The following is a 24,128-nucleotide window of genomic DNA, read 5'->3' as shown; positions in this document are numbered from 1 at the left end:
CTGTCTAAAAGAAGTTATCAGTCATACAGGCAGAATCGTTACAGCCGCAAAGAAATTTAGCGAGGATGGTGTGACAATGCCTTCGAAGTTTGACCCGATTACATTGGAAATTTTGTGGCGCCGGCTCATTTCGATTGTCGATGAAGCCGATGCTTCGGTTGCCCGCACGGCATTCTCAAGCCTGTTGCGCGATGCCCATGATTATACCTGTATGTTTACCGACAGCCGGGGACAAGAACTGGTTCAGGGAACCTTTTGCACACCCGGCCAGGCCGGGGCAATGGCGCTGGGGGTTAAATCCATCATCAATTCAATTCCCCTGGAACAATACCAACCGGGCGATGTTTTTATTGTTAACGATCCCTGGCTGTTGGCGGGTCATCTCAATGATGTCTGCGTCTTGAGCCCCATTTTCTACAAGAAGCGCCCGGTGGCATTTACCGCCTGTGTTTTTCATCATTCAGACATCGGTGGCCGAGTGGCGTCTGATAACCGGCAGGTTTTTGAAGAGGGATTGTTTATCCCTTTAATTAAGTTGTATGATGCCGGTGTGCTGAACGAACCGGTGTTGAATATGATTCGCTGGAATGTTCGCACTCCAGAAGAGGTCACTGGGGATATTCGCTCCCAGGTGGCCGCCAATCATGTGTGCGCCCAAAAAGTTGTCGAGATGCTGGACGATGAAGGCCTGGAGACACTCGATGATCTGGCAGACGAAATCATCGATCGCACTGAAGCCAGCATGCGGGCCGCCATCAGCAAAATCCCGGATGGCGTTTATCCCTATGAAGGCATTATTGAAGGTGCTGGTCAGCGTAAAGATATTGATGTCAAACTGAAAGTCGAAGTCAAGGGCAGCGATATAAATATTGATTTCGGCGGGACATCGCCCCAGGTCGATTGGGGCGGCAATGTGGTTTACAATTTTACCTTTGCCTATGTATTTATGGCGGTTAAAAGCGCTTTTGATCCGGATATCCCCATCAATGAAGGCGCGATCCGCCCGGTTAAGATGACAGCACCGGAGGGCAGTGTGGTCAATTGCAAATTTCCGGCTGCTGTGGCTGCCCGGATGCAAATTGGTCATTTCATGACCGAAATGGTGTTCAAAGCTCTGGCCAAAGCGACCCCTGACAACATTATTGCCGAGAGCGGCGGAACGCCGGCTCAGACCAATATTTTTTACGGCAAACGGCACAACGGAAATTCCTGGCTGACCATGATCATTCGGGGTGGCGGTATGGGCGCCAGCAGTAAAATGGATGGTCACCACTGCGCAATTTTTCCAGCAAATGGCGCCAACACCCCTGTTGAAATCTTTGAAAGCGACACCCCGCTGATGGTCAAAGAGCGCAGTCTGTTATGTGATTCCGGTGGGCCTGGTAAGATGCGGGGCGGTCTGGGCAGAAAATTTGTCATCCGGGTACCAGACGATGAATTGGCGCCCCAAGCGCCAACTTCCATCGCCATTCAGGCCGGTCGATACCGTTATCCGCCCGGTGGCCTCTTTAATGGCGATGCTGCCAACAAAGCCCAATTTATCGTTAACGATAAAGACGGCGACTCCAGCGGGCTGACGTTGTGTGAGTCCGGCGATATGATTCAATTTATCAGTGCCGGTGGCGGGGGGTATGGTGAAGCGCTGGACAGAGATCCGCAGGCAGTCGCCCGGGATGTTCGCAACGAATATGTCAGCGTAGAGCGGGCGCTGGCAGATTACGGTGTAGTCATCGATCCGAAAACGCTTGAAGTTGATGTGGAGAAAACGCAAAAACTCAGAGAGCAGCGCAAGGGCGGTGGATAAAACATATGTAGGGGCGGGGTTTATCCCCGCCCTTATTGAAAATATCCGTTATATCGGGCGGGGATAAACCCCGCCCCTACAAACAATATATAGCTGACGGAGACAGATAATGGCAAAAACCTTCATGCCTTCTTTTAAAGATGCCGAAGCGCTTAAGGAACACCAGCTCAGAGGCCTGCACTGGACTCTTGCGCATGCTTACCGAGGCTCTGAGTTTTATCGCCAACGGCTCGATGATGCCGGCATTCAGCCGGAAAACATCCATTCCCTGGATGACATCCGAAAATTGCCCTTTACGACTGCCGATGATTTGCGCCAGGGGTATCCTTTTCCGCTGCTTTCCGTGCCTGTATCAGAAGTGGTTCGAATACACGCATCATCCGGTACCACCGGCAAACGCAAAATTCTGGCCTATACCCAGAAAGACATCGACGATTGGACGCATTTTTTTGCCCGCTGCTATCAAATGGCCGGGCTGAGCGCAGAAGATCGCGTGCAGATAGCCGTTGGGTACGGGGTATGGACAGCGGGGATCAGTTTTCAGCTGGGATGCGAAAAATTTGGTGCCATGGCGCTTCCGGTGGGTCCCGGAAATGTGGATATGCAATGTCAGTTTCTGGTGGATCTGCAGTCCACTGTCATGTGCTGCACCGCTTCAATGGGCCTGCTGATGGCTGAAGAAGTTAATAGCCGGGGACTGAAAGATAAAATTGCGCTGAAGAAAATGATATTTGGTTCCGAGCGCAGCAGTGATGCCATGCGTGCCCGCATCACAGAATTGTTGGGTCTGGAGGATATGTTTGATATTACCGGCATGACGGAGCTATATGGGCCCGGTACTGGTCTGGATTGTCAGCATCACGAAGGCATTCACTATTGGGCGGACTATTATCTTTTGGAAATCCTGGATCCAAATACACTGAAGCCGGTTGCTCCCGGTGAAATCGGAGAAATGGTTGTTACAACCCTTTGCAAAGAAGCCACGCCACTCATCCGCTATCGCACCCGCGATCTGACACGCCTGATTGATGACCCATGTTCCTGCGGCAGCGTTTTGCCAATGCATGATAGAATCTTGGGGCGTTCAGACGACATGATCATATTTCGCGCAGTTAACATCTATCCCGGTCAAGTCGACGAGGTTCTTTCAACCATACCGGAAGCCAGCTGCGAATACCAGGTGCACCTCGACCGCGGTGAGGATGGCAAAGACTATATGACCGTTCGGCTGGAGTGCTGCGATGGTTTTGAGGCTTCGCGCAAGTCAGAACTTGCCAAAAAGGTTCAAGCTGAGATTAAAAATAAGATTATGGTCAGCTGTGAGGTCGATGTCGTTGAATATTGTTCGCTGCCAAGATCGGAGCGCAAATCTAAGCGGTTTTTTGACAATCGCCTTGATTAGCTTTAGCTAAGGAAATAAGCACTTGTGTTCGGGAATAACAACTGGCCAATATCCAAAAAACCTTTTGTTATCGGTTACTTGTTATTGGAGTGAAAACATCATGATGCGAATAACGAATTACGCTAATAACATATAACGTATAACTATTAACTGCAATTTCAGCTTGCTGAAATTGCAACTAGGAGGGATTTGAAATGCTGCAAAAAGCCTTTATACCTTACGGTGGGTACTACAGCTCACCTTTTTCGCGCTGGCAAGGCACCCTGGCTAATGACAATTCGATTACGCTGGGAGCCGCCACCGCCAAACGCTGGCTCGAACAGAAAAAATGGGATCCCAAAATATTCGATTATACCTATTTGGGTATTTCCGTTCACCAGCCGCATGCATTTTATGGGGGCCCCTGGTCCGCTGCGCTGACCGGTGCTGAAGGCGTGCCTGGTATATATGTGAGCCAGGCCTGTTCGACATCCACCATTGCGGTTTATTTGGCAAGTGTGGGTGTTGAAACCGGTCTTTACCAGACCCCGTTTTGTCTGATGACCGATCGCTGTTCAAATGGTCCGCATGCGGTCTGGCCGAATCCCCTGGGGCCGGGTGGACAGGTCACATCTGAAGATTGGGTCATGGATAATTTTAACAAAGATCCCTGGGCCGGCGAAGCCATGATTAAAACCGCTGAAAACGTAGCTGCTGAAGCCGGGATTACGAGAGAGCAATGCGATGCCGTGGCCTTACGCCGCTATGAGCAATACCAGGATGCACTGGCTGACGACCGCGCTTTTCAAAAACGGTATATGTTTCCAGTGGAAGTCAAGGTTTCCAGAAAGAAAACCATTATGCTTGAAGCCGATGAAGGCGTTATGGAAACCACCGCCGAAGGGTTGGCCAAACTGCGGCCGGTGCTGCCTGACGGCGTGCATACATTTGGCGCCCAGACCCATCCTGCGGACGGCAATTGCGGTATCACCGTTACGACGCAGGACAAGGCCAAAGAACTCAGTGCCGATCCAAACATTGCGGTTCAGGTTGTTTCATATGGATATGCACGCGTGAAAAAGGCTTTTATGGCTGCCGCTGTATTCCCGGCAGTTCAGATGGCACTTGAAAATGCCAACCTCGGAGCCAATGACGTCAGTATTATAAAAACGCACAACCCTTTTGCAGCCAATGATATTCACCTGGCCAACAATTTGGGTGTTGACGTCAACGGCATGAATAATTACGGTTCTTCTCTGATTTTTGGTCATCCACAAGGGCCCACCGGCGGACGCCTGATCATCGAAGGCATCGAAGAAGCGGCCATGAAAGGCGGCGGTTATGTGCTGTTTGCAGGATGTGCCGCCGGCGATACGGCTGCCGCCATTGTGCTCAAGGTTGGATAGGACGCGTTTCGGGTTGCGTGTTGATTTTAATTTATATATTTATATTATTTACAAATTGTTAAAGAGGTTTCTTTATGAAACAGTTTACATATTTAACCCCCAAAACCCTGGATGAAGCCATATCGTTGCATGTGTCGCATGGTGAAAGCGCCAAATATATTGCCGGGGGAACCGATGTGATGGTGAAAGTTAAAGAAGGCAAATTAGCACCGGAGTATCTGATTTCGCTGAAGCATATCATCGGACAAGATCGCCCTTTTTTAAACCAGGAAACTGGCGAGTTGTATATTGGCGCCTTTTGCACCCACGGATCCATTGAAGCATCGCAACTGATACAGCATCACTATCCTATTATTCATGATGCGGTTAAAAATATCGGGTCCGTGCAGATTCGCAACGTGGCCACCATTGGCGGCAATCTGGTGAACGCTGTTCCCTCCGCTGATGGCGCCATTCCCTTGATCGCTCTGGATGCCAAAGCCAACATCTATGGCGCCAAAGGTCAGCGCACGGTTGAGCTCAGACGCTTTTTTCTGGGCCCGGGACAGTGTGATCTAGAAGCCGGTGAAATACTAACTGAGATTGCCATTCCGCCGCCGTTGCCGCGCACTGGCAGTGCTTACATCAAACACGGACGACGCGAAGCCATGGAGCTGCCGATGCTGGGGGTGGGTGTTTTGCTGAGTCTTGAAAAAGATATGCTCACCTGTGCCAAAGCCAGAATTTGCCTGGGTGTGGCGGCCCCAACACCGTTTAGGGCGCTGGAAGCCGAAAAACACTTGAAGGGAAAAACCATGCATGAAAGCACTCTGGCTGAAGCCGGGCGAATTGCTGGTCAGGAATCCAAGGTTCGCGACAGTATCCGCGGTGTGGCCTGGTACCGGCGGGAAATGGTCGGGGTGCTGGTCAAGCGTATGGGGCTCAAAGCGCTTGAACGAGCGAAGGAAAATAAAAAAGAAGTGTGAAGTCGGAATCCGGAATGAAGATAAAAACATTTTTACCACGGAGAACACAGAGAACACTGAGTTTTTATTTTTAATTCCTAAATTTAAGAAATTTCTCTGCGAACTCTGTGGTAAAAAAAATGTTGTGTGTGACAACACTTATTCTAAACGCTAATAACTGAACATTAGGAGAATTTTTTAATGCCAAGGGAAATATCATTTACGTTTAATGGAAATCCGATGAAAATGGTCATCCAAGACCATTGGACGCTATTGCATCTGATTCGAGAAGAGATCGGTTATACCGGCACCAAAGAGGGATGCGGCAGCGGTGAGTGCGGTGCTTGTACGGTCATCATAGATGACCAAGCCGTTAATTCTTGTCTTTACCTGGCTGCTGAAATCGATGGCAAGCAATTAACCACCATTGAAGGATTGGCAGCCGCCGATGGAACCCTGCATCCTATTCAACAATCATTTGTCGAAAAGGGGGGCATCCAGTGCGGATTTTGTTCACCGGGAATGATTCTGTCGGCCAAAGCCCTGTTGGATAAAAGTCCCAACGCTTCCGAAGACGACATCAAGGAAGCAATTGCCGGCAATCTCTGTCGCTGTACCGGCTACGTGCAAATCATCGATTCGATTAAAGCCGTCAGCGGTCACGGAGATGACCAACCGCATGTGGTGGCCTTTAGGTCCGATGAAAGTGAGCGCGGCGAATAAAAACTCATTTTAAAACCCCATCTTTTGCCCGATGGTCCGCCTTGGGCGGATTACAATCCGTTTCAAAATGCTCGCGTACTACCGTGTACGCTCCGCTTTTGAAACGAATTGCGCCGAGCCATCGGACAAAATCTGAGGCTTTAAAACGAGTTTTGTATAATTTCAATCATCGATTAAGTAAGGAGTATAACTGATGCAGAATTTGTGTTCGGTTGGCAAAAGAGTGCCCAAGCTGGATGCGGTCGATAAGGCCACCGGGCGGGTGCAATATATCCAGGATTTAAAGGTGCCGGGAATGCTGTATGGCAAAATTTTGTACAGCAAATATGCCCATGCCAAAATCGTCAAAATTGATACATCCAAAGCCCGGGAGCTGCCCGGTGTTATGGCCGTTTTAACCGGTGACGATATTCCCGATATTCGCATGGGGGTCTATAAGGACAATCGGCCGCTCAAAAAAGAGAAAGTGTGCTCTTTTCGCGATGAAGTGGCGGCCGTGGCAGCCATTTCGCCGGATATCGCCGAAGCGGCGTTAAATCGAATCGAGGTTACTTATGAAGCGCTGCCGGCCATTTTCGATCCGGAAGCGGCCATGCAAGAGGGCGCTCCGTTGATTCATGAGGCCCACAAGACCAATATCTTAAAAATGCCCTGGAAACTGCATTATGGCGATGTGGAAGCTGCCAAGAAGGAAGCGGCCTATACCGTAGAAGACCGCTTCACGACCACCTGGGTGACCCATTGCTGTATGGGCACCAGCGGCGCCATCGCCGAATTTGATCCGGCCAATAACCTGACCATACACACCAATACCCAGATTCCGTCGCTGGCCCAAAAGGATTTTTTGGACGCCCTTAAAGCGATGGGCATCAGTGACCGCAGGGTCCGGGTCGTAAAACCCTGCATTGGCGGCGGGTTCGGCAGTAAACTGGATACCTATGCCTATGAATATGTTGCTATTTTACTGGCTTTCCACACCCGCAGACCGGTGAAGATCGAATTTGACCGTACCGAAGAGTTTATCGCGACATCTACGCGACAACCCACCATTACGCATATCTCTCAAGGTTGCGATCAAAACGGAAAACTTCTTTTCCGTGATATATCCATGATCCTCGACAACGGCGCCTATACTTCCTGGGGAGCGACAACACCCTCGGTGATGATGATGCCGATCAGCACCTTGTATCGGGTGCCCAACGTTCGATATGAAGCCAGATGCGTTTACACCAACAACACCTATGCCCAGGCGATGCGCGGCTACGGAAATCCTCAGGCAACCTATGCCATCGAAAGCACGATCGACATGCTGGCCGAAGCCGCCGGGATTGATCCGGTCGAATTTCGTCGCATCAACGCCAACCAGTCCGGTGATGTATCCACCCAGGGGCTGCGTATTACCACCTGCGGTCTGACCGAATGTATGCAAGCGGTCCAAGAAAAACTGCAATGGGACCAGCCCAAAAAGCCCGGCGAAGGCATTGGGATGGCTTCTTTAATTCATGTGGGCGGTGGCGCACGGGTGTATAAATCAGACGGCTGCGGCACAATGATTAAAATGGATGATTTCGGCAAAATCGATCTGTTCACCGGGGCCACCGATATGGGGCAGGGATCCGATACGGTTGTTGCCCAGATCGTGGCCGAAGAGCTTGGTCTTGAAGTTGACGATATTCATGTGATTCACTCCGATACCGATGTCTGCCCCTGGGATGTGGGATCACATGCCAGCCGAACGACCTTCATCGCCGGAAACGCCGCTTTAGGCGCTGCCCGCAAGCTCAAAGCCCGCATTCTGGAGATGGGAGCCAAATTGCTGGAATCACCATTGGAAAAATTAAGCCTTCAGGGGCGCCATATTGTCCATAAGGATGATCCTGAGAAAAAGATGGCCATTGGCAAAGTTTTACGCAAAGCGCATTTTAGCCACGGCGGGCAAATGTTGATGGCTGAGCATTTCTACGATCCGGCCAATGAGAACATGGGCAAGGACTTCCGCGGCAATATGTCGATGACTTACACCTTCGGCACTCATGGCGTGCGGGTCAAAGTCGATGAGGAAACCGGCAAAGTTAATATTTTGCAGTATGTTGCCGCGCATGACGTTGGCAAGGCGATAAATCCATTGCTGCTTGAAGGTCAGGTGTACGGTGGGGTAATGATGGGTGTGGGATATGCCCTCACCGAGCAGGTTATCTCCGATAAAGGGCAGAATATGAACCCCAATTTTCGCGATTATAAAATATTGACAGCCAAAGATGTGGTGCCTATCGACGCGCCGGTACTTGAGACCTATGATGAAGACGGGCCTTTTGGCGCCAAGGGCATCGGTGAACCCGGCTGTGTGCCCACCGCACCGGCGATTGCCAATGCAATTTACGATGCAGTTGGGGTGCGCATAAACGAGTTGCCGATTACCCCCGAAAAGGTTTTGGCTGCCATCAGGGAAAAGAAAGGTTTAGACCCCTGCGGCCAGGAAATTGGAAGTGATGATGCTGACGCTTGTATTATCGAAGAATAAAAGGTTACGCTATCAATTATTCGTAGCTGGTAAGATGCGCCATTTGAAATGGACATCATTACCCAAACGCAAAAAGGAGGGTATAAAAATGAAAAAGCAGTTACGCGTTGTCGTTGGTTTTATGATGGCATTGTTTATGGTCTTTAGCTTCTTTATGCTGACCTCTGCCCAGGCGGAACCGATCAAGTTAAGTTACGCCCAGTTTGCGCCTGCAAAGACCTTTGTCGGGGTGCAGCTAGAAAGATGGATCGCAGAAGTGGAAAAGCGCACCGGCGGCAAAGTCAAGATCGACGCCTTTCACGGTGGCACGCTGCTGGGAGCCAAAAATATGATGGATGGCGTTATCGCCGGTACGGCTGATATTGGAACGCTTGTCATGGCCTATCAACCGGGCCGTTTTGTGATAACCAATGCGACGAGCTTGCCTTTTGGATTTCCCAATGCGCGTGTGGCCAGCCTGACACTTTGGGATTTATACTCCAAATACCAACCCAAATCTTTTGCAAAAGTGAAGGTTCTGTGCATGTACACCTCCGGTCCTTCCAATATCATGTCCAAGGTGCCAGTCAGATCGTTGGCTGATCTGAACGGTTTGGATTTGAGGGCCTCAGGCGGTGCGGCCAAAACCCTGAAAGCCTGGGGGGCCAACCAGATCGGTATGCCGATGTCCGCGACCCCTGAAGCCTTGCAGAAAGGTGTCGTCAAAGGCCTGTTTTCATCTCTGGAAGTGATGAAAGATTTTAAATTTGCCGAGATTTGCAAATATGTCACCATGACGGATGCGGTCATCTATCCTTTCTCGGTTGTCATGAACCTGGACAAATGGAATTCTTTGCCAAAAGACGTCCAGAAAGTAATGGCAGATATGGCGCGGGAACATGCGGAATGGACCGGCAACTACATGGACAATCACATCATCGAATCCGTCGAATGGTCAAAGAAAACCCAGGGGGTGGAAGTGATCACCCTTTCTAAAGAACAAAAAGCGAAGTGGAACGGTCTGCTTGATCCGATTATGACCGGCTGGATTGCCGATGCCAAAAAGAAAGGTTATCCGGCAGAGGCTATCGTGGCCGATATTAAGGCCTTTATGGAGAAAAATCAATAGATCGGTTGGATATAAATAGCGGATGAAGTAATCCCGTTTTACTGAGTACATGCCGACGAACACCATCAACCCATACATATAGAGGCGGGCTTTAGTGCTCGCCTCAGCGGGGGTGGTGGAGAGAGCGTCCGTATGTTTTGATGAACGTCGCTGTCATGGTACATCAGCCCTTTTTCAGCGAAGGCTGCATGCAAATCATCTAACGATAATTGGATGAACCCATGGGTGTGCTAGAAAAGTTAAGCCGTTTCCTGAATAAAGCACTTTTATGGATAGCAGGCCTGTTTTTAATCGCCATGATTACCATAACAGGCGCCAACATTATTGTACGACTATTCTGGCTTCCCATTCGCGGCACATTTGAACTAATGGGATACTTCGGTGCGGTCGTAACCGCTTTTGCTCTGGCTTATGCCCAAAGCAAAGGCAGTCACATCGCCGTCGATATAGTGGTGTTGCGATTTTCAAAGAAAACCCAAAAAATCCTAAATGCGGTGAATTATTTAATTTGTATGTTTTTCTTTGGAATTGTGACCTGGCAGGTTTTCAAATACGCCACTACCCTCTGGGAAACCGGGGAGGTTACCGAGACACTGCAAATCGTCTACTATCCGTTCACATACGCCGTTGCCCTGGGATGTTTAGTTCTGGCGTTTACGTTTTTTGTGGACTTTCTTAAATCCATATTGGAAATCAGGGGAACGGTCAATGAGCCCTGAACTTGTCGGCATCCTCGGAATTGTCATCCTGCTTTTGATATTGTTCTTTTTGGGGATGCCGGTGGGCTTTGCCATGGCTGTTGTGGGTTTCTGCGGGTTTGCCTATCTGGTATCTTTTAAAGCTGCTTTCGCAATGGTCGGCACGGACGTCTGGGGTACTTTTTCCAAGTACGGTCTAACGGTTATCCCCCTTTTCATCTTGATGGGATATCTGGCGTTTAATTCCGGTATCGCTGAAAAGCTTTACAATACTGCATATAAATGGGTGGGGCACTGGCGTGGTGGTCTGGCGATTGCCACCATTGCCGCAGACGAATTTTTTGCCGCTATTTGCGGATCCAACACTGCTACAGCTGCAACCATGGCGGCCATTGCGCTGCCGCAAATGAAAAAGTACAATTATGATACGCGGTTAAGCACAGGGACGGTTGTTACTGGTGGAACCCTGGGAACTGTCATGCCGCCCAGTGTTTTGCTGATTATTATCGGTTTGCAGACTGAACAATCCATCATAAAGCTTTTTTTGGGCGGTATACTGCCGGCTATCCTCCTGGGATTTTTGTTCGTCCTTACCATTGTGATCTTGTGCAGAATCAATCCCGATTTCGGACCGGCCGGCCCCAAGACGGGTATCAAAGAAAAGTTTAAATCGCTCTCCGGAGTTTTGGAAGCTTTATCCATTTTTGTGCTCGTTATAGGGGGATTGTATGCCGGTATCTTTACCCCCACTGAAGCGGGTGCGGCTGGTGTTTTACTGACATTAATTGTAACGCTTCCCACCCGCAAACTAACCTTAAAGGGTCTGATCAATTCACTCAAAGAAACCCTGAAAATCTCCTGCATGGCGTTTATGCTTGTCACAGGCGCATTGATCTTTGGCCGCTTTTTGGCGATTACACGACTTCCGTTCCTTGTGGCTGATTTTGCGGCTTCATTGCCAATCTCGCCATATGCCATTTTGGCAATTATATTATTGATTTATTTGATTGGTGGCTGTTTTGTGGACGCCCTTGGATTTCTGGTGCTGACCATCCCCATCTTTTTCCCGCTGGGAAAAGCGCTGGGATTTGATCCCATTTGGTTTGCCATCATTATCACCATGGTTACCACTATGGGGGCGATCACTCCGCCGGTGGGTGTTAATATTTTTGTGGTCAAAGCGCTGGCGCCAGAAATAAATTTGGGTACCATATTCATGAGCGCGTCCTTTTTCCTATTGGCGTGTATCGTTTGCACGATCATTTTAATTGTGTTCCCCCAAATTGTATTGATCATACCGAATCTTATGCGCTGATAGGTGTCATCCCATAAATACGGAAGACAGGCGCAGCCGAACCAGTTTATGCCCTGTTAATTGCCACCCCAATTGAGACCAGCTTATTAAAGGAAAAATGTTATGCCATCCGTATCTGAACAATACCCGTTGGATTTGCCGTTCGCTGCTCCACTGGATCGATTTGATCAGAAAAACGAGATGTTCAAAAGATCCATCTGGGATGAGAAAATGAAGCCCCACGGTTTTCGCTTCTATCGCGATATTAAATTCAGGGAGAAAGTCGGCTATCGACAGATGGACTATGCCCTGCAGAATGCCGCCTGGAATTTGGAGTGGGGCTTCGGACTAGGCAACTCACGAAGTAATTCAGGACTCTATTCCTGGGAAGGCGGGAACATAAAAATTAAGCCGTATCTGGATTCCAGCACGCCAATCAAAGAATCGCCTGAAGAGATGAGCCGAATCATCAAAAAGGCCGCTCGTTATTTTGGCGCTGATTTGACTGGAATCTGTCGGGTTCATCCGAATTGGGTTTACTCCCACGAATATAATACAGTTACCCGGGAACATTATCCCATCGAACTTCCCGATGGATGCCATAATGCAATTGTTTTGGGTATTGCTATGGACTATGACAGAATTCGCACATCTCCTACCACGATTCAAGGGGCTGAGGTCGGATTGGGTTACTCGATGATGGCCTTTGTCGCCAATTTATTATCCATATTTATACGCGGTCTTGGCTATCGCGCGATACCCTGCGGCAATGATACCGCTTTGAGTGTTCCGCTTGCCATGGCGGCCGGTCTGGGTGAGCCCGGGCGGCTGGGATTTATCATTAGTGAAAAATTTGGTCCTCGTATTCGACTATGTAAAGTGTTTACGGATCTGCCGCTCAGCTATGACGCTTACAGACCTTTTGGCGTAACAGAGTTCTGCCAAACATGTAAAAAATGCGCCAAGTACTGCCCGAGTCGGGCGATTCCGAACGGTGTAATGACAACTGAAGGTCCTAATATTTCGAACCAATCTGGAACCCACAAGTGGTATGTGGATGCTGAAAAGTGTTTTTCTTTTTGGGCCAAAAACCGCTCAGATTGTGCCAACTGTATCCGTGTGTGTCCATTTAATAAGCCAGCAGGCAAGATCCATGACTTTTCTCGACTTCTCGTTCGAAAAAAAACACCCTCTTTCAACCGGTTTTTGCTCTGGGTCGATGATATTTTAGGCTATGACAAATCGGTTTCGGCGGGAAAGTTCTGGGACTCTGATTGATCAAAAGCCAAAGCGTGATTCGCTGAGTTTTATCCATTTTTTTCGAGTCGTTTTTTTAGCGCCTCAATGTCTTGCTGGGTATCGATATCCCAAAAATACACTGGATCGTCGATTTCAACAGATAATACGTGGTCTGGATTTTTTTCAATAAGCTGGCGCGCACCCATATCACCTTTAACGGCCATTAGCTGGTCGTAAAGGCGGTGACGAAATAGGGTCGGGTTCTTTCTTATGCCGCAGGTGGTGGGAATGCAAATATCTTTATCGGACCCCCATAATTTTTCCAGCAAAGTGTTGATGATTCCGGAATTCAGCATGGGCTGGTCGGCGAGCAAAAACATGACGGCTGCAAAATGATCCTTAACGATTGATAATCCAGCCCGTAATGAAGTGCTCTGTCCTTGTTTAAATTCCGGGTTGATTTCTATCTGGATTTTTGAGTGCTGCAATTGTTGATCAAGGGTCTGCATAATTTTCTGGTGGGAAGCGCCCAGGACCACAACAATTCGGCTGAGTTTTGAATGTATGGCGGCATCCAAGACCCACTCGATCAGATAGCGGTCTTTAAAGCGCACCAGCTGCTTGGGTTGGCCGAATCGTGTCGACGCGCCTGCCGCCAGAATAATTCCGGCTGTTGGTATTTCTTTAATCATGTTATTGTCCAACTTTTACTATAAAAGCCTTTTAGAGGCAGATCAGGTGCGTCTAAGAATATGCCAAAATTATACAGGTTGAGCCGGTTACCCGTTGGCCCGTTTACCGGCTAAAATTGATATAATTTAACGGTATTCTTATTTAACGGGCTAAACCGGCTCATTCCCGTTTCACGAGGACCTTCGGCCGGCAATGGAAAATCTGTTTCTTAATTGTCCTGATTTTTGGACGCGCTGGAGGTTTTCATATGCAAGGCATTTAAGGGCGAGGCTATAGTCGAACTATGCCTCGGCCTTAATAACGCAGCAGATGGAAGCCTCCGGTGCGCCCAGAGGGTGAAAATAAATGAGATAAAATGGATTCTATCCTTTATTTTAGAAAATATTTCTCATTTATTTTCATACAAAACCCAGGTTAAAAGACGAGCGGAATATATCCGGCCTTGATCGAGTCGGAAATCAGGGCGCCCACGTACTCGACGTTAAACCCCAGGTCTTCGAGTTTTGTGCTGGCGCCGGATTTATCGGATAAAAATTTACAGGCAATCGGCGAACTATGATCAAGCAATTCAGTGGCGGCATGGAGGACATCTTGGTCTTCACAAACCAGATTTTCAAAGGGACCGAAAAAAATCACCCGGACATCATCGACCCACTTGTTGAGTTGGGCGTTTTTGGCATATAAAATTCCGGTCAGTGCTTTGTCTTTTTCCGCTGTTGATATAATAACCATGACTTTCGCTGACATGACAACCTCCTTCGATGAGAAAAAACAGAAAGATGCTAACACAGCCCAAGGCGATTTTCTATACAGCATTTAAATTGTGCTTATATTGCTTGATAACCTTTGCAGGGTTTTATAGGAATCTGAAATGACCACTGTTCATGAAAAATACCTGAGCGCAACATCGATCATCGATTCTGATTCAAAGATAATTATTGATTATGCGATGTCAGCCATTGAGGACAATGATCTTTCTCCGCCGCAAAAGGCCATTAAACTGTATTATGCTGTGCGAGATTCGATCTGGTATGATCCCTACATTCCGTTTTACCGGGCTGAACACTACCGCTCCAGCTATGTGTTAAAAACTGGCCGGGCCTTTTGTATTGGCAAAGCCGGTCTGTTGTGCGCCCTGGGTCGGGCCAGTGGCATCCCGGCACGCATCGGGTTTGCCGATGTGCGCAATCATCTCGCCACGCGACAACTGCTTGAGTATCTGGGATCCGATATTTTTGGCTATCACGGATTCACCGAATTTTATCTGGACGGACGCTGGGTCAAGGCGACGCCGGCCTTCAACAAAGAACTGTGCCGCAAAGCCAAGGTGAGTCCGCTGGAATTCAATGGCCGGGAAGATTCCATCTTCCAGCCGTACAATGAAGAAAAAAAAATGTTTATGGAATACATTTCAGATCATGGCACCTTTGCCGACATACCGGTGGATTGTATTCTTGAGTCATGGAAAACACTTTATGGGCCGGAGCGTGTCCGGCAATGGATCGATCATTTTGAGAAGGGCGGCGGAAAAGGCGGCCGCAAATTGGAAGATGAAGATTGGGTCAAATAATAGCGATGGCCTTGCAAATTTACCTTTTGAGGTAAAAGTCAGCACCTTCGACTGAAACCTGACACCCGAAACCTGTTTTGATAGCCAATATGACTGAATCTAAACTAAGATCACGAAACCAAAAATTGAGTGACTTAATAGTGGTGATCAAGGGGGCAGGGGAGATGGCCAGTGCAGTTGCCTGGCGACTGTATCGGTCCCATATGCGCCAGATCCTGATGCTGGAAACCGCTGCGCCTCTGGCTGTCAGGCGTGCGGTGTCATTTTGTGAGGCTGTGGTTGACGGGCAGCAAATTGTCGAAGATGTGACCGCCAAGCGGGCAGATAACATCGATTCAGTGCGCGTTTGCTGGCAGAAAAGTCAACTGGCAGTCAGCGTCGATCCCGACTGGAAATTGCTCGCTGGTATCCAACCCGATGTGGTCATCGATGCCATCCTGGCGAAACATAATCTGGGCACCCGTATGGATGAGGCGCCACTGGTCATCGGGCTGGGTCCCGGGTTTGCTGCCGGTCAGGATGTCCATCTGGTGGTTGAAACGCAGCGGGGCCATCACCTGGGCAGGATTATAACGGCCGGCAGTGCTGAGCCCAATACGGGCATACCGGGTGAGATCAGCGGCTATACCGAAGAAAGGGTTTTGCGAGCTCCCTGTGACGGTGAATTTAAAGCCGCATATTCTATTGGTGATCCCGTCAAAAAAGGAGATCGAATCGGCACCATTGCATCACAAATCGTACGGGCGCAAATCGATGGTGTGCTGCGTGGTTTGATTCGAAGTGCTTCGCATGTGAAGCAGGGGTTAAAAATCGGTGATATCGACCCCCGGGGAGATGCGCATTACTGCCATACGATTTCCGATAAAGCACGGGCCATTTCTGGATCGGTTTTGGAAGCTATCTTAAGGGTCTACAATTAGTGTTCAGGTGTTAGGTGTCAGGCCTTCGGTGGCCAGTTCCGGACCTTTGTTACTTAGCAGCATTTACGGTCGCAATGCTTTCAATATTTTGTGGTTTCAGCAATACATCTACTGATACCTGACACCTGCCTGCGCGGACGTAGCCGCTTCGGCGCGGCGAAGGCCCGACACCTGAAACCATTTATGTGCTGACACCTGAATCCGCCTGCGACGGAACACCTGAAACCTGAATTAGACTTGGAGCACGAAACCCGACAATGACGTCACTACGGCATAGCCTGAGCTTAAACAATGGCGGTGTGATCAGCATCGTGGGCGCCGGCGGCAAAACGGCCCTGATGTTTCGGCTGGCCCGGGAGCTGGCCGCAAAAGGCGACCGGGTGCTGACAACAACCACAACCAAGATTCGCATGCCCATGCAACGGCAATCATCGATCGTGCTGCCATGTGAATCCGTTGATTCTTTTTTAAAACAAGCCCGATTTCTGGTCAGGCGTTGTTGTCATATAACAGCTGGCAGGCGAATTTTGCATTTTCAACACAAACTAAAGGGATTCAAACCGCAGGCCATCGATCGTATCTGGCAGTCCGGTGTGTTTCGCTGGATTATTGTCGAAGCGGACGGGGCAGCTGGAAGACCGCTTAAAGCGCCGGCGGCACACGAACCGGTCATCCCTGACTGTACACACTGGATGATTGCCACAGTGGGATTATCGGTCGTCGGAAAACCATTGAGCCCGGAGTGGGTCTTTCGACCGCAAATCGTCTCCGCTCTAACCGGGCTTAAATCAGATGCTGCTATCGACGTTGCGGCCATTGCGAAATTGTGCCTGGACGAAAACGGGATGATGAAAAACGCGCCCGGGCTGGCCAAGCGTTTTATATTTCTCAATCAGGCAGATTTTCCAGGCAGCCTGGCAGCCGGTAAAAAGATCGCCCAGCTGTTGACATCTTATGCGCGGACATATTTGAACGGGGTGGTCATCGGACAGACCATACATGAACCAATAGTTGAAGAATATTATATAATAAATAGAAATTAATAATAATATAAACTATTTTTAGAAAAAATTGCGGGCAACGATGATCCTATAATGCCAAGTGTGCCCGCTTAAAACGGTTTGAAATGCGCAAAAATATTGAGGCCACCGAACCTGGCCATGCGGGACACAATTCCGCAAATGCCTTTCGCAACACCATTGGTCCAATTCTGATTTTAACTTCGATATTTTTTCTTAATTTTACAGCCCGGATCACGCCGGCACCCCTGGCGCCCCGAATCGAATCAGACCTTAATTTGAGCCATGCTGAAACTGGAACCCTGTTTCTATTCATTTCGATGGGCTATTTTATAACGCTGGTTGGCTCCGGGTTTATATCATCCCGTTTAAATCATAAGCGCACCATTGTTGCTTCCAACACGGCCTTGGGCGTTGCCCTGATCGGAACCGCTTTTTGCAGCGGGCCCTGGACAATGCGACTGGGTTTGTTTTCCGTCGGGATGGCCGCGGGTCTATATTTGCCTTCTGCCATTGCGACGTTGACGTCTTTAATCCCTTCGCAGCACTGGGGTAAAGCCATCGCCATTCATGAGCTGGCTCCCAATCTTAGTTTTATTGCCGCACCATTAATCAGTGAAGCCGTCCTGGTATGGTTTTCCTGGCGAGAGGTCTTTTTAGTATTGGGTGTAATACCATTGATAATGAGCCCGGTTTTCGTTCGCTACAGTCGCGGCGGTGATTTTAAGGGCGAGGCGCCCGGCTTCAGCGCCTTGGGGCAGCTGTTTGGCAATTTATCCTTTTGGTTGATGGTGATATTGTTTAGTTTGGGTGTGATCAGTACGCTGGGCCTTTATACCATGTTACCGCTTTTTCTGGTATCTGAGCATGATATTGATCGCAACGCGGCCAATACCTTGATAGCGTTTTCCAGGGTGCCCAGTGTTCTAATGGCGTTTATTGCCGGCTGGGCAACTGATCGAATGGGACCCCGGCGGACACTGCAAATTGTTTTGCTGATTGCCGGATTAATGACTTTATCTCTGGGCATGGCATCCAGTTCGATTATTCGGGTCCTCGTTTTTACGCAACCCTTAATTGCCGTTTGCTTCTTTCCGGCCGGATTTGCAGCCATGTCTCTGATCGTGCCGTCCAATTTAAGAAATATTGCCGTTTCACTTATAGTTCCCCTGGCCTTTGTGGCCGGCGGTGGTTTGGCGCCGATTTTCATCGGTTTTATTGGCGATGAGCACAGTTTTGCTCTGGGTATTATGATTTGCGGCGGGCTGATCGCCATCGGATCTTTTTTCGCCGGCTGGCTTACATTTCCCGAGCAGTCACAATGAAAGGATGCATCCATGGATCTTGAAATATTTGACCAAATGGAAAAAAAGGATTTGCAAAGCTATATTGAATTTTTGCTGTGGCATTATCGGGTCATTGATGCCTTTTGGTACATCAATGTCAGCGAGCAATATGATGAACCGACGGCAGACCGGTTAAATGAAAAGGTATGGGGCAAAGCAGCGGCGATGGCCGCCAAAGATCTGCAAAAGCGCTTTCATATCAGTGAGCAGGGCCTCGGTGGCTTTGTTAAGGCCCTGAAATATTTTCCCTGGTGTATTATGGTTGGCTATCAAATCACAGAAACTGCTGATGAGGTTGTGCTTCACGTCCCTTCTTGCCCGACCCAAACAGCCAGATTAAAACGAGGCTTGGACGAATATGCCTGTAAAGCCATGCACCGGGAAGAATTCTCACGCTTTGCTTGCGAGATTGACCAACGCATACAGGTTGAATGTCTTTTTGCGCCGCCGGACCCGCATCCGGACGATATGATGTGCAAGTGGCGGTTTACATTAAATAAGTCATGAGGACCCGTCTTCGCTCTGAAGAGCTTCGCCGCGGCAACCTAAGGGCTGAACAGAACAAGGTTGGGTGATTGTAGAATTAAAATTGGGAGCGTAAGATGCCGTTAGCTTTTGAATCCCTTAGCCATGGCACGATTGCATTCGGCTTTTTCAATATCGAATCGGATATGCTGCTGCTGGAAAAGGTCTTTTTGTTTGGTTCTGATTTTTGTGATCATATCTCTGCAATGGCAGAGGAGTCGGATAAAAATGAATATCAATCCAAATGGACGGTATATGTCATAGAAGACCGGGCTAAAATCGGAGACTTAATGGGTGCGATTCACGGGATTCGCTTCACCGGATTCATCGGCGAATTATACCAACGTTATCCTTTCCCGCCGATGCCGGAAGACTTCAAACAAAAAACCAATGGGTATTTGAACCAGGCCATTGTGCGGGATATGATCTGCGCTTATGCCCACCAGTTGCAACTGCCCATTGTGGCAACTCTGCCGACAAAAGAGATCGCCATAGGCGAATATATATTCAGCCATAAAACGTTTCAGGAGCTGATCAAATACGTCTGGCGGGGTGGATATCCCGGCTGGCAGGCTGAAACCCGACCGGATTATGTCGAAGCCATGAAAGCTAAAATCGATAAACAGCCTGATGGCCTGTTTAAGGGCATTCAATTTATATGATTAGCCTGAAATTTCGGTAACCCAAGCTTGCACAAAGACATGCCGAAAAATTAATATAGTCTTTGCGACTTTGCGGCTTTGCGTGAGACACCCTGCTAAATCGCTTTGACATTCTACTCTGTTGATTGTATGAACTGCGCCATAACATTTATCTAAAATACAAGAAACCAAAGAATGAGCATGGACACCTATCACTATCTTAAAGAGGAAATCTTAAAGGTCAATCAAGACATCCAGGCATTAATTTCAAGGGCCAACTCTTTGCCCGGCATGGCGGAATCGCGTTTTGATGATTGGCGCCAGACCTGTCAAAGACTTCCGCAACAGATGTCAGAGGATATGATGCGGGTGGCTGTTGCCGGACCGATTAAATCCGGCAAAAGCACTTTTTTAAATTCAATTCTGCAAGGTGATTATTTAAAAAGAGGCGCCGGCGTGGTCACTTCTATTGTCACCCGGGTTCGCAATGGCGATCAACTCAGTGCGCAACTTTTTTTCAAATCCTGGGATGAAGTGAATGCCGAAATGGAACAGGCCCTGGTTCTTTTTCCGACACTGGAATGGCGCCGAACAGATTTAGGTGTGGATATCCGCAAATCCGAAGAGCGGGAGCAAATTGAAAAGGCCCTCAAATTGTTAAGCGCTGACCAATTAATATCACACGATACCCGCAACATTAATAATGTACTGCTATCCTCATACATCAAAGGATACGAAAGCGTTTACGATCTCATATCTGACAAAAATACAACCCGGCAGTATGACACCAAGACCTTTCCAGAGCATAAAAGCTTTGTGGGTGATGAAAATTTAGCAGTTTATTTAAAAGATGTTCAGCTGCAAATTCCATCAGAAGCATTTGCTGCCAATATCGAAATCGCAGATTGCCAGGGCAGCGACAGTTCAAATCCAATGCACCTGGCGATGATACAGGATTATCTATTGTTGACGCATATGATTGTTTATGTGATCAGCAGCCGCACAGGACTCCGTCAGGCGGACATTCAGTTTTTGTCCATTATCAAAAAAATGGGTATCCTCGACAATATGCTGTTTGTTGTCAACTGCGATTTTAGTGAACACGAATCAATACAAGAGCTTCAAGCCCTTGTAAATAGGGTAAAAGAGGAACTGGCTCTGATCAAACCCGATCCGGAGGTATTTACTTTTTCAGCGCTATTCAATTTATTTTCTTCGCCGAATTTGACGCTCTCTGAAAAAGACCAGCTTCGAATGCAGCAATGGCGGGCAGAGGCCGAATTAACGGAATTTTCAGATCAGGAGACAGTGAAATTCAAATCGACTCTTGATTCAAAACTCGGTAACACGCGCGGTGCGCTTTTGCTAAAAAATCACATCGAACGACTTAGCGTCATTTTATCCGGTATGGAGAATTGGATCGGAATCAATCAGGATATCCTGGAGCGGGATTCAGAAAGTGCTCAGGAACTGATGCAACGGCTACAGGAGCATCAGGCTCGCGTCGATCAAATGAAAACGGTCTTAAAAACCACCATTTCCGGGGCAGTGAGCAAGATCAAAAAGAAGCTCAATGTCGATGTAAACCGTTATTTTGATGTACGTTCGGGAGAGCTCTTTCGTCAAATTACCGGGTTCATAAAAGAGTACAAAGGATTAACCCAGCCCGTCGATGGCAAAGCGGATTTGCCCGGTGTTTCCAAAACCATATACCGGGGCTATCAGGACTTTAAACAATCGCTCAACAAATTTATGACTGAAGATATCAACCCGGAAATTGTGCGTTTCGTGAAAGTAAAGGAAAATGAAATCGGTAAGTATTTCGAAACCATTCTTCAGCCCTATCATGGCGCGCTCTCGGATGCCTATGATGAATATATGCGCATGATGAACAAGCTTGGTGTAGGCCTGAACAATGAAACACAATTAAAAGTTGAATTGCCGAATATCAAGGCTCAACTCGAGCAGTCCGGGCCAACACCACCCAAATTGGTCACTTCGATGCAATACTCGGCCAAAATCAAAACCGCTGCATTGCTGCGCATGGGCGTTTACAGCCTGCAGCAAAATTTAAAAAAATTGTTAAAACAGCCCACCCGCAAACGAGCCGATGTGATACAGCAGGCCCTGAGCGGCGGCACCCGGCAAATGAAAAGAGACACGATGAGGATTGTCGTTGAACAACTCAAGGATTACCGTGAAAACCTCAAATTTGCTTTCCTGTTTAAACTCATCGATAATTTCGCTGATCATCTTGTCGACCTCATGCAGGACCGCTTCCAACTCTTTGTTACCGACCTTGCCGCTGTGAGCGATCGCTTGGACAACACCAAAATTGATAAAGAGCAAACGTTGCAACTGTTAAAGGAAATGAATCAGAATTCTGCGGGTGTAAAAGGAAGTATCGGCCATCTGCGCCGGCGCATCGAACAGGCGAACTGAAATATAAGAACGCGTTCTGATTTGACCCCCAAAACCGATGAAGAGGACATCGACGACAAATCAGAAGCCTTTTTAACTATCAAGCGATTTAAGTCTGGCCAGATTATCTCTGGCAAATTCAATGGATGCATCCAAGGTCAGGGCCATTTCGTAATAGCGAATGGCTTTGGCGGTTTGTCCCATATCGCGATAGTTGGAAGCAATATTGGCGTAGTCTATAGCGGATGATGGATCCAGCTGAATGACTTTTTTGAAATTCTCGATTGCAGCTTCATGTTCTTTTAGCATGAAATGGCAAAATCCCATCAAATTGTATAAATCGGTTCTTTCCGGATCCAATTCGACACCTTTTGCAAGTTCATTGAGCGCTTGGCGGTATTCACCCATGTCTTTCAAGGCCACACCCAGGTATGAATAAATACTGGGAACATCCTGCGGATTGGGCTCCAGGTTTAAGGCTTCTTTAAAACAGTTAAAAGCTGTTTTGGGATCAGTCAATGCCAGGTGGCAGGTGCCGAGATAAAATTTGACATAATATTTACCCGGCAAATCCTGATCGATCTGGGATAATTCGCCGATGGCCTTTTCTGGACTCTGGTTATCGGCAATGTGCTTCGCTGAAAACATCCCGACACTGGTAGCCAATGCCCGTTCTCTGAAATGAGCGCCTGGTATTATTGTGTAAAACGCGGGGATTTGCAGCTCCGAATGCATCGTGTCGATCAATAACACATCCATTCCGATGCGGCTGAGCGCTTCCAGACAGTTTTCGACTTCAACTTTTATATTGTCATTTGATAAATCCGGCAGCTGAGTGATATCTATTTCTTTTCCTGGATTCATGACATAGTCGGCGTCCGCCAGATCGGTAAATTTGGGAAGCCCGCTGGCCACATAGTTGGCAGCGGTATCAAAATCACCCGCCAACTGTGCCACCTCGGTCAGTGCCCGACTGAATGCTTTCTGAGGGTCCGGCGTCGTCCCGGCGGTCCATACGATTTCACTCAGCTCCGGGAATGTGGTCGGATCGTAAGCCAAAATGCCGACACTCGGAATGCCTGTATCAAGGGTAAAATCAGAAACAAACAACTCTACACCAGCCTTGCGATATTTGCCAAGCATTTCAACAACTAGCGGATCAGTGGCTGAATCGGCGCGAATGGCGGGAACTTTTAAACGCTTATGGCTGATGACCGATGAGGTGTGTCTTTCGATAATTTCGCAAATCCCCTGGCTGACCGCTTCTTCAACGCAATTGCCGGCAGAAGGGCCGTTGAATTCATTGATGGCAAAAAACCAATCAAAAGGGACTAAGGTTTCCTCATTGCGGCTTAAGTTATAGGCCCAGGTCCATTTAAGGGGTAAATTTTCAAATATTTTTTGGGTGACCTGCAGATCATCTGACTCATCATGAACCGATTTAGCGATCATTTCAAAAGGAATAACCCGATCTTTTATCTGGCCATATTTTTCAACAAAAAAATTGCTGGGTTTTTTGACAAAACTGAAAAAACTGAATCTTTCAGCCAATTCCATTACTGCACTGGCTTCCGATTGGCTGGGTGTTCCACCTTTGCCCATTTGTTTTTTGGTGCCGATGATCTCATGAGCATCTTGACCACAGAGGCTAAAATAAATCGGTATATCCAGACGACCATTATCAATTCGGATGGTTCGTTTGAGAATATCCAAGTTGATTTTCTTGAGTTTGCCTTTAAATCGCTGCACCGTATCTTCCGGAGACATTATTTTATCCTGGTCAAAGGTAAAACCTTTGTAAGCGTCTTTTAACTCAACGGTAAACTTTGTGTTTTTCATTTTATTGACGATCAATTCGGGTTTTAGATTGACCGT

At 48.1% G+C, this 24,128-nt stretch carries 20 protein-coding genes; 17 read left to right on the top strand and 3 right to left on the bottom strand.

What is annotated here, in order from left to right; translation table 11 throughout:
• The first annotated feature begins 76 nt into the window (after positions 1-76).
• The 10 genes from QNJ26_08545 (at position 77) to QNJ26_08500 (ending at position 13,157) form a co-directional block, all read left to right on the top strand.
• On the top strand, positions 77-1,804 hold the full coding sequence (locus QNJ26_08545; GenBank protein ID MDJ0985578.1) for a hydantoinase B/oxoprolinase family protein: 1,728 nt from the start codon (positions 77-79) through the stop codon (positions 1,802-1,804).
• Positions 1,805-1,913: 109 nt separating this feature from the next.
• The gene (locus QNJ26_08540; GenBank protein MDJ0985577.1) at positions 1,914-3,206 is read left to right on the top strand and encodes a phenylacetate--CoA ligase; all 1,293 of its coding nucleotides are present in this window, start codon (positions 1,914-1,916) and stop codon (positions 3,204-3,206) included.
• Positions 3,207-3,400: 194 nt separating this feature from the next.
• Positions 3,401-4,591, top strand: a complete 1,191-nt coding sequence (locus QNJ26_08535) for a thiolase family protein (GenBank protein ID MDJ0985576.1) — start codon at positions 3,401-3,403, stop codon at positions 4,589-4,591.
• A 74-nt stretch (positions 4,592-4,665) separates the two neighbouring features.
• A complete protein-coding gene (locus QNJ26_08530; protein MDJ0985575.1) occupies positions 4,666-5,556 on the top strand; it encodes an FAD binding domain-containing protein in 891 nt (296 codons plus the stop codon).
• Positions 5,557-5,736: 180 nt separating this feature from the next.
• On the top strand, positions 5,737-6,258 hold the full coding sequence (locus QNJ26_08525) for a (2Fe-2S)-binding protein (protein MDJ0985574.1): 522 nt from the start codon (positions 5,737-5,739) through the stop codon (positions 6,256-6,258).
• 193 nt (positions 6,259-6,451) lie between these two features.
• Positions 6,452-8,779 (top strand): xanthine dehydrogenase family protein molybdopterin-binding subunit, encoded by a 2,328-nt coding sequence (locus tag QNJ26_08520; GenBank protein ID MDJ0985573.1) that lies wholly within the window; start codon positions 6,452-6,454, stop codon positions 8,777-8,779.
• 88 nt (positions 8,780-8,867) lie between these two features.
• Complete coding sequence (locus QNJ26_08515) at positions 8,868-9,887, top strand: TRAP transporter substrate-binding protein (GenBank protein ID MDJ0985572.1); 1,020 nt, start codon at positions 8,868-8,870, stop codon at positions 9,885-9,887.
• Positions 9,888-10,108: 221 nt separating this feature from the next.
• Positions 10,109-10,606, top strand: coding sequence for a TRAP transporter small permease subunit (locus QNJ26_08510; protein MDJ0985571.1), 498 nt, complete (start codon positions 10,109-10,111; stop codon positions 10,604-10,606).
• Complete coding sequence (locus QNJ26_08505) at positions 10,596-11,900, top strand: TRAP transporter large permease (GenBank protein MDJ0985570.1); 1,305 nt, start codon at positions 10,596-10,598, stop codon at positions 11,898-11,900. Before QNJ26_08510 ends, QNJ26_08505 begins: the two co-directional genes overlap by 11 nt.
• Positions 11,901-12,002: 102 nt before the next feature.
• Complete coding sequence (locus QNJ26_08500) at positions 12,003-13,157, top strand: reductive dehalogenase (GenBank protein MDJ0985569.1); 1,155 nt, start codon at positions 12,003-12,005, stop codon at positions 13,155-13,157.
• A 29-nt stretch (positions 13,158-13,186) separates the two neighbouring features.
• On the opposite strand, the gene QNJ26_08495 is transcribed toward QNJ26_08500, so the two are convergent.
• Together QNJ26_08495 and QNJ26_08490 are read right to left on the bottom strand one after the other, a co-directional pair.
• On the bottom strand, positions 13,187-13,810 hold the full coding sequence (locus QNJ26_08495; protein MDJ0985568.1) for a nucleotidyltransferase family protein: 624 nt from the start codon (positions 13,808-13,810) through the stop codon (positions 13,187-13,189).
• 415 nt (positions 13,811-14,225) lie between these two features.
• The gene (locus QNJ26_08490) at positions 14,226-14,558 is read right to left on the bottom strand and encodes a hypothetical protein (GenBank protein ID MDJ0985567.1); all 333 of its coding nucleotides are present in this window, start codon (positions 14,556-14,558) and stop codon (positions 14,226-14,228) included.
• Between the two features lie 124 nt (positions 14,559-14,682).
• On the opposite strand from QNJ26_08490, the gene QNJ26_08485 reads away from it, so the two are divergent.
• The 7 genes from QNJ26_08485 (at position 14,683) to QNJ26_08455 (ending at position 22,274) form a co-directional block, all read left to right on the top strand.
• Positions 14,683-15,381: a transglutaminase-like domain-containing protein gene (locus tag QNJ26_08485; protein ID MDJ0985566.1), complete on the top strand. Its 699-nt coding sequence runs from the start codon at positions 14,683-14,685 to the stop codon at positions 15,379-15,381.
• Positions 15,382-15,506: 125 nt separating this feature from the next.
• Positions 15,507-16,301 carry a selenium-dependent molybdenum cofactor biosynthesis protein YqeB gene (gene yqeB / locus QNJ26_08480; protein ID MDJ0985565.1) on the top strand — a complete coding sequence of 265 codons (795 nt, stop codon included), beginning with the start codon at positions 15,507-15,509 and terminating at the stop codon, positions 16,299-16,301.
• Positions 16,302-16,558: 257 nt separating this feature from the next.
• Positions 16,559-17,344, top strand: coding sequence for a selenium cofactor biosynthesis protein YqeC (gene yqeC / locus QNJ26_08475; GenBank protein ID MDJ0985564.1), 786 nt, complete (start codon positions 16,559-16,561; stop codon positions 17,342-17,344).
• 83 nt (positions 17,345-17,427) lie between these two features.
• On the top strand, positions 17,428-18,645 hold the full coding sequence (locus tag QNJ26_08470; GenBank protein MDJ0985563.1) for an MFS transporter: 1,218 nt from the start codon (positions 17,428-17,430) through the stop codon (positions 18,643-18,645).
• Positions 18,646-18,657: 12 nt separating this feature from the next.
• Positions 18,658-19,173, top strand: coding sequence for a DUF6125 family protein (locus QNJ26_08465; protein ID MDJ0985562.1), 516 nt, complete (start codon positions 18,658-18,660; stop codon positions 19,171-19,173).
• Between the two features lie 95 nt (positions 19,174-19,268).
• A complete protein-coding gene (locus QNJ26_08460; GenBank protein MDJ0985561.1) occupies positions 19,269-19,853 on the top strand; it encodes a hypothetical protein in 585 nt (194 codons plus the stop codon).
• Positions 19,854-20,027: 174 nt separating this feature from the next.
• Positions 20,028-22,274 (top strand): dynamin family protein, encoded by a 2,247-nt coding sequence (locus QNJ26_08455; protein MDJ0985560.1) that lies wholly within the window; start codon positions 20,028-20,030, stop codon positions 22,272-22,274.
• Between the two features lie 72 nt (positions 22,275-22,346).
• Here the strand turns inward: QNJ26_08455 and QNJ26_08450 are convergent, their stop codons facing one another.
• Positions 22,347-24,092, bottom strand: coding sequence for a YcaO-like family protein (locus QNJ26_08450; GenBank protein MDJ0985559.1), 1,746 nt, complete (start codon positions 24,090-24,092; stop codon positions 22,347-22,349).
• Positions 24,093-24,128: the final 36 nt, after the last annotated feature.

The organism is Desulfobacterales bacterium (genome assembly GCA_030066985.1).
In the GTDB taxonomy this organism is placed as follows: domain Bacteria; phylum Desulfobacterota; class Desulfobacteria; order Desulfobacterales; family JAHEIW01; genus JAHEIW01.
This window is presented reverse-complemented; position numbering and strand designations above follow the sequence as displayed.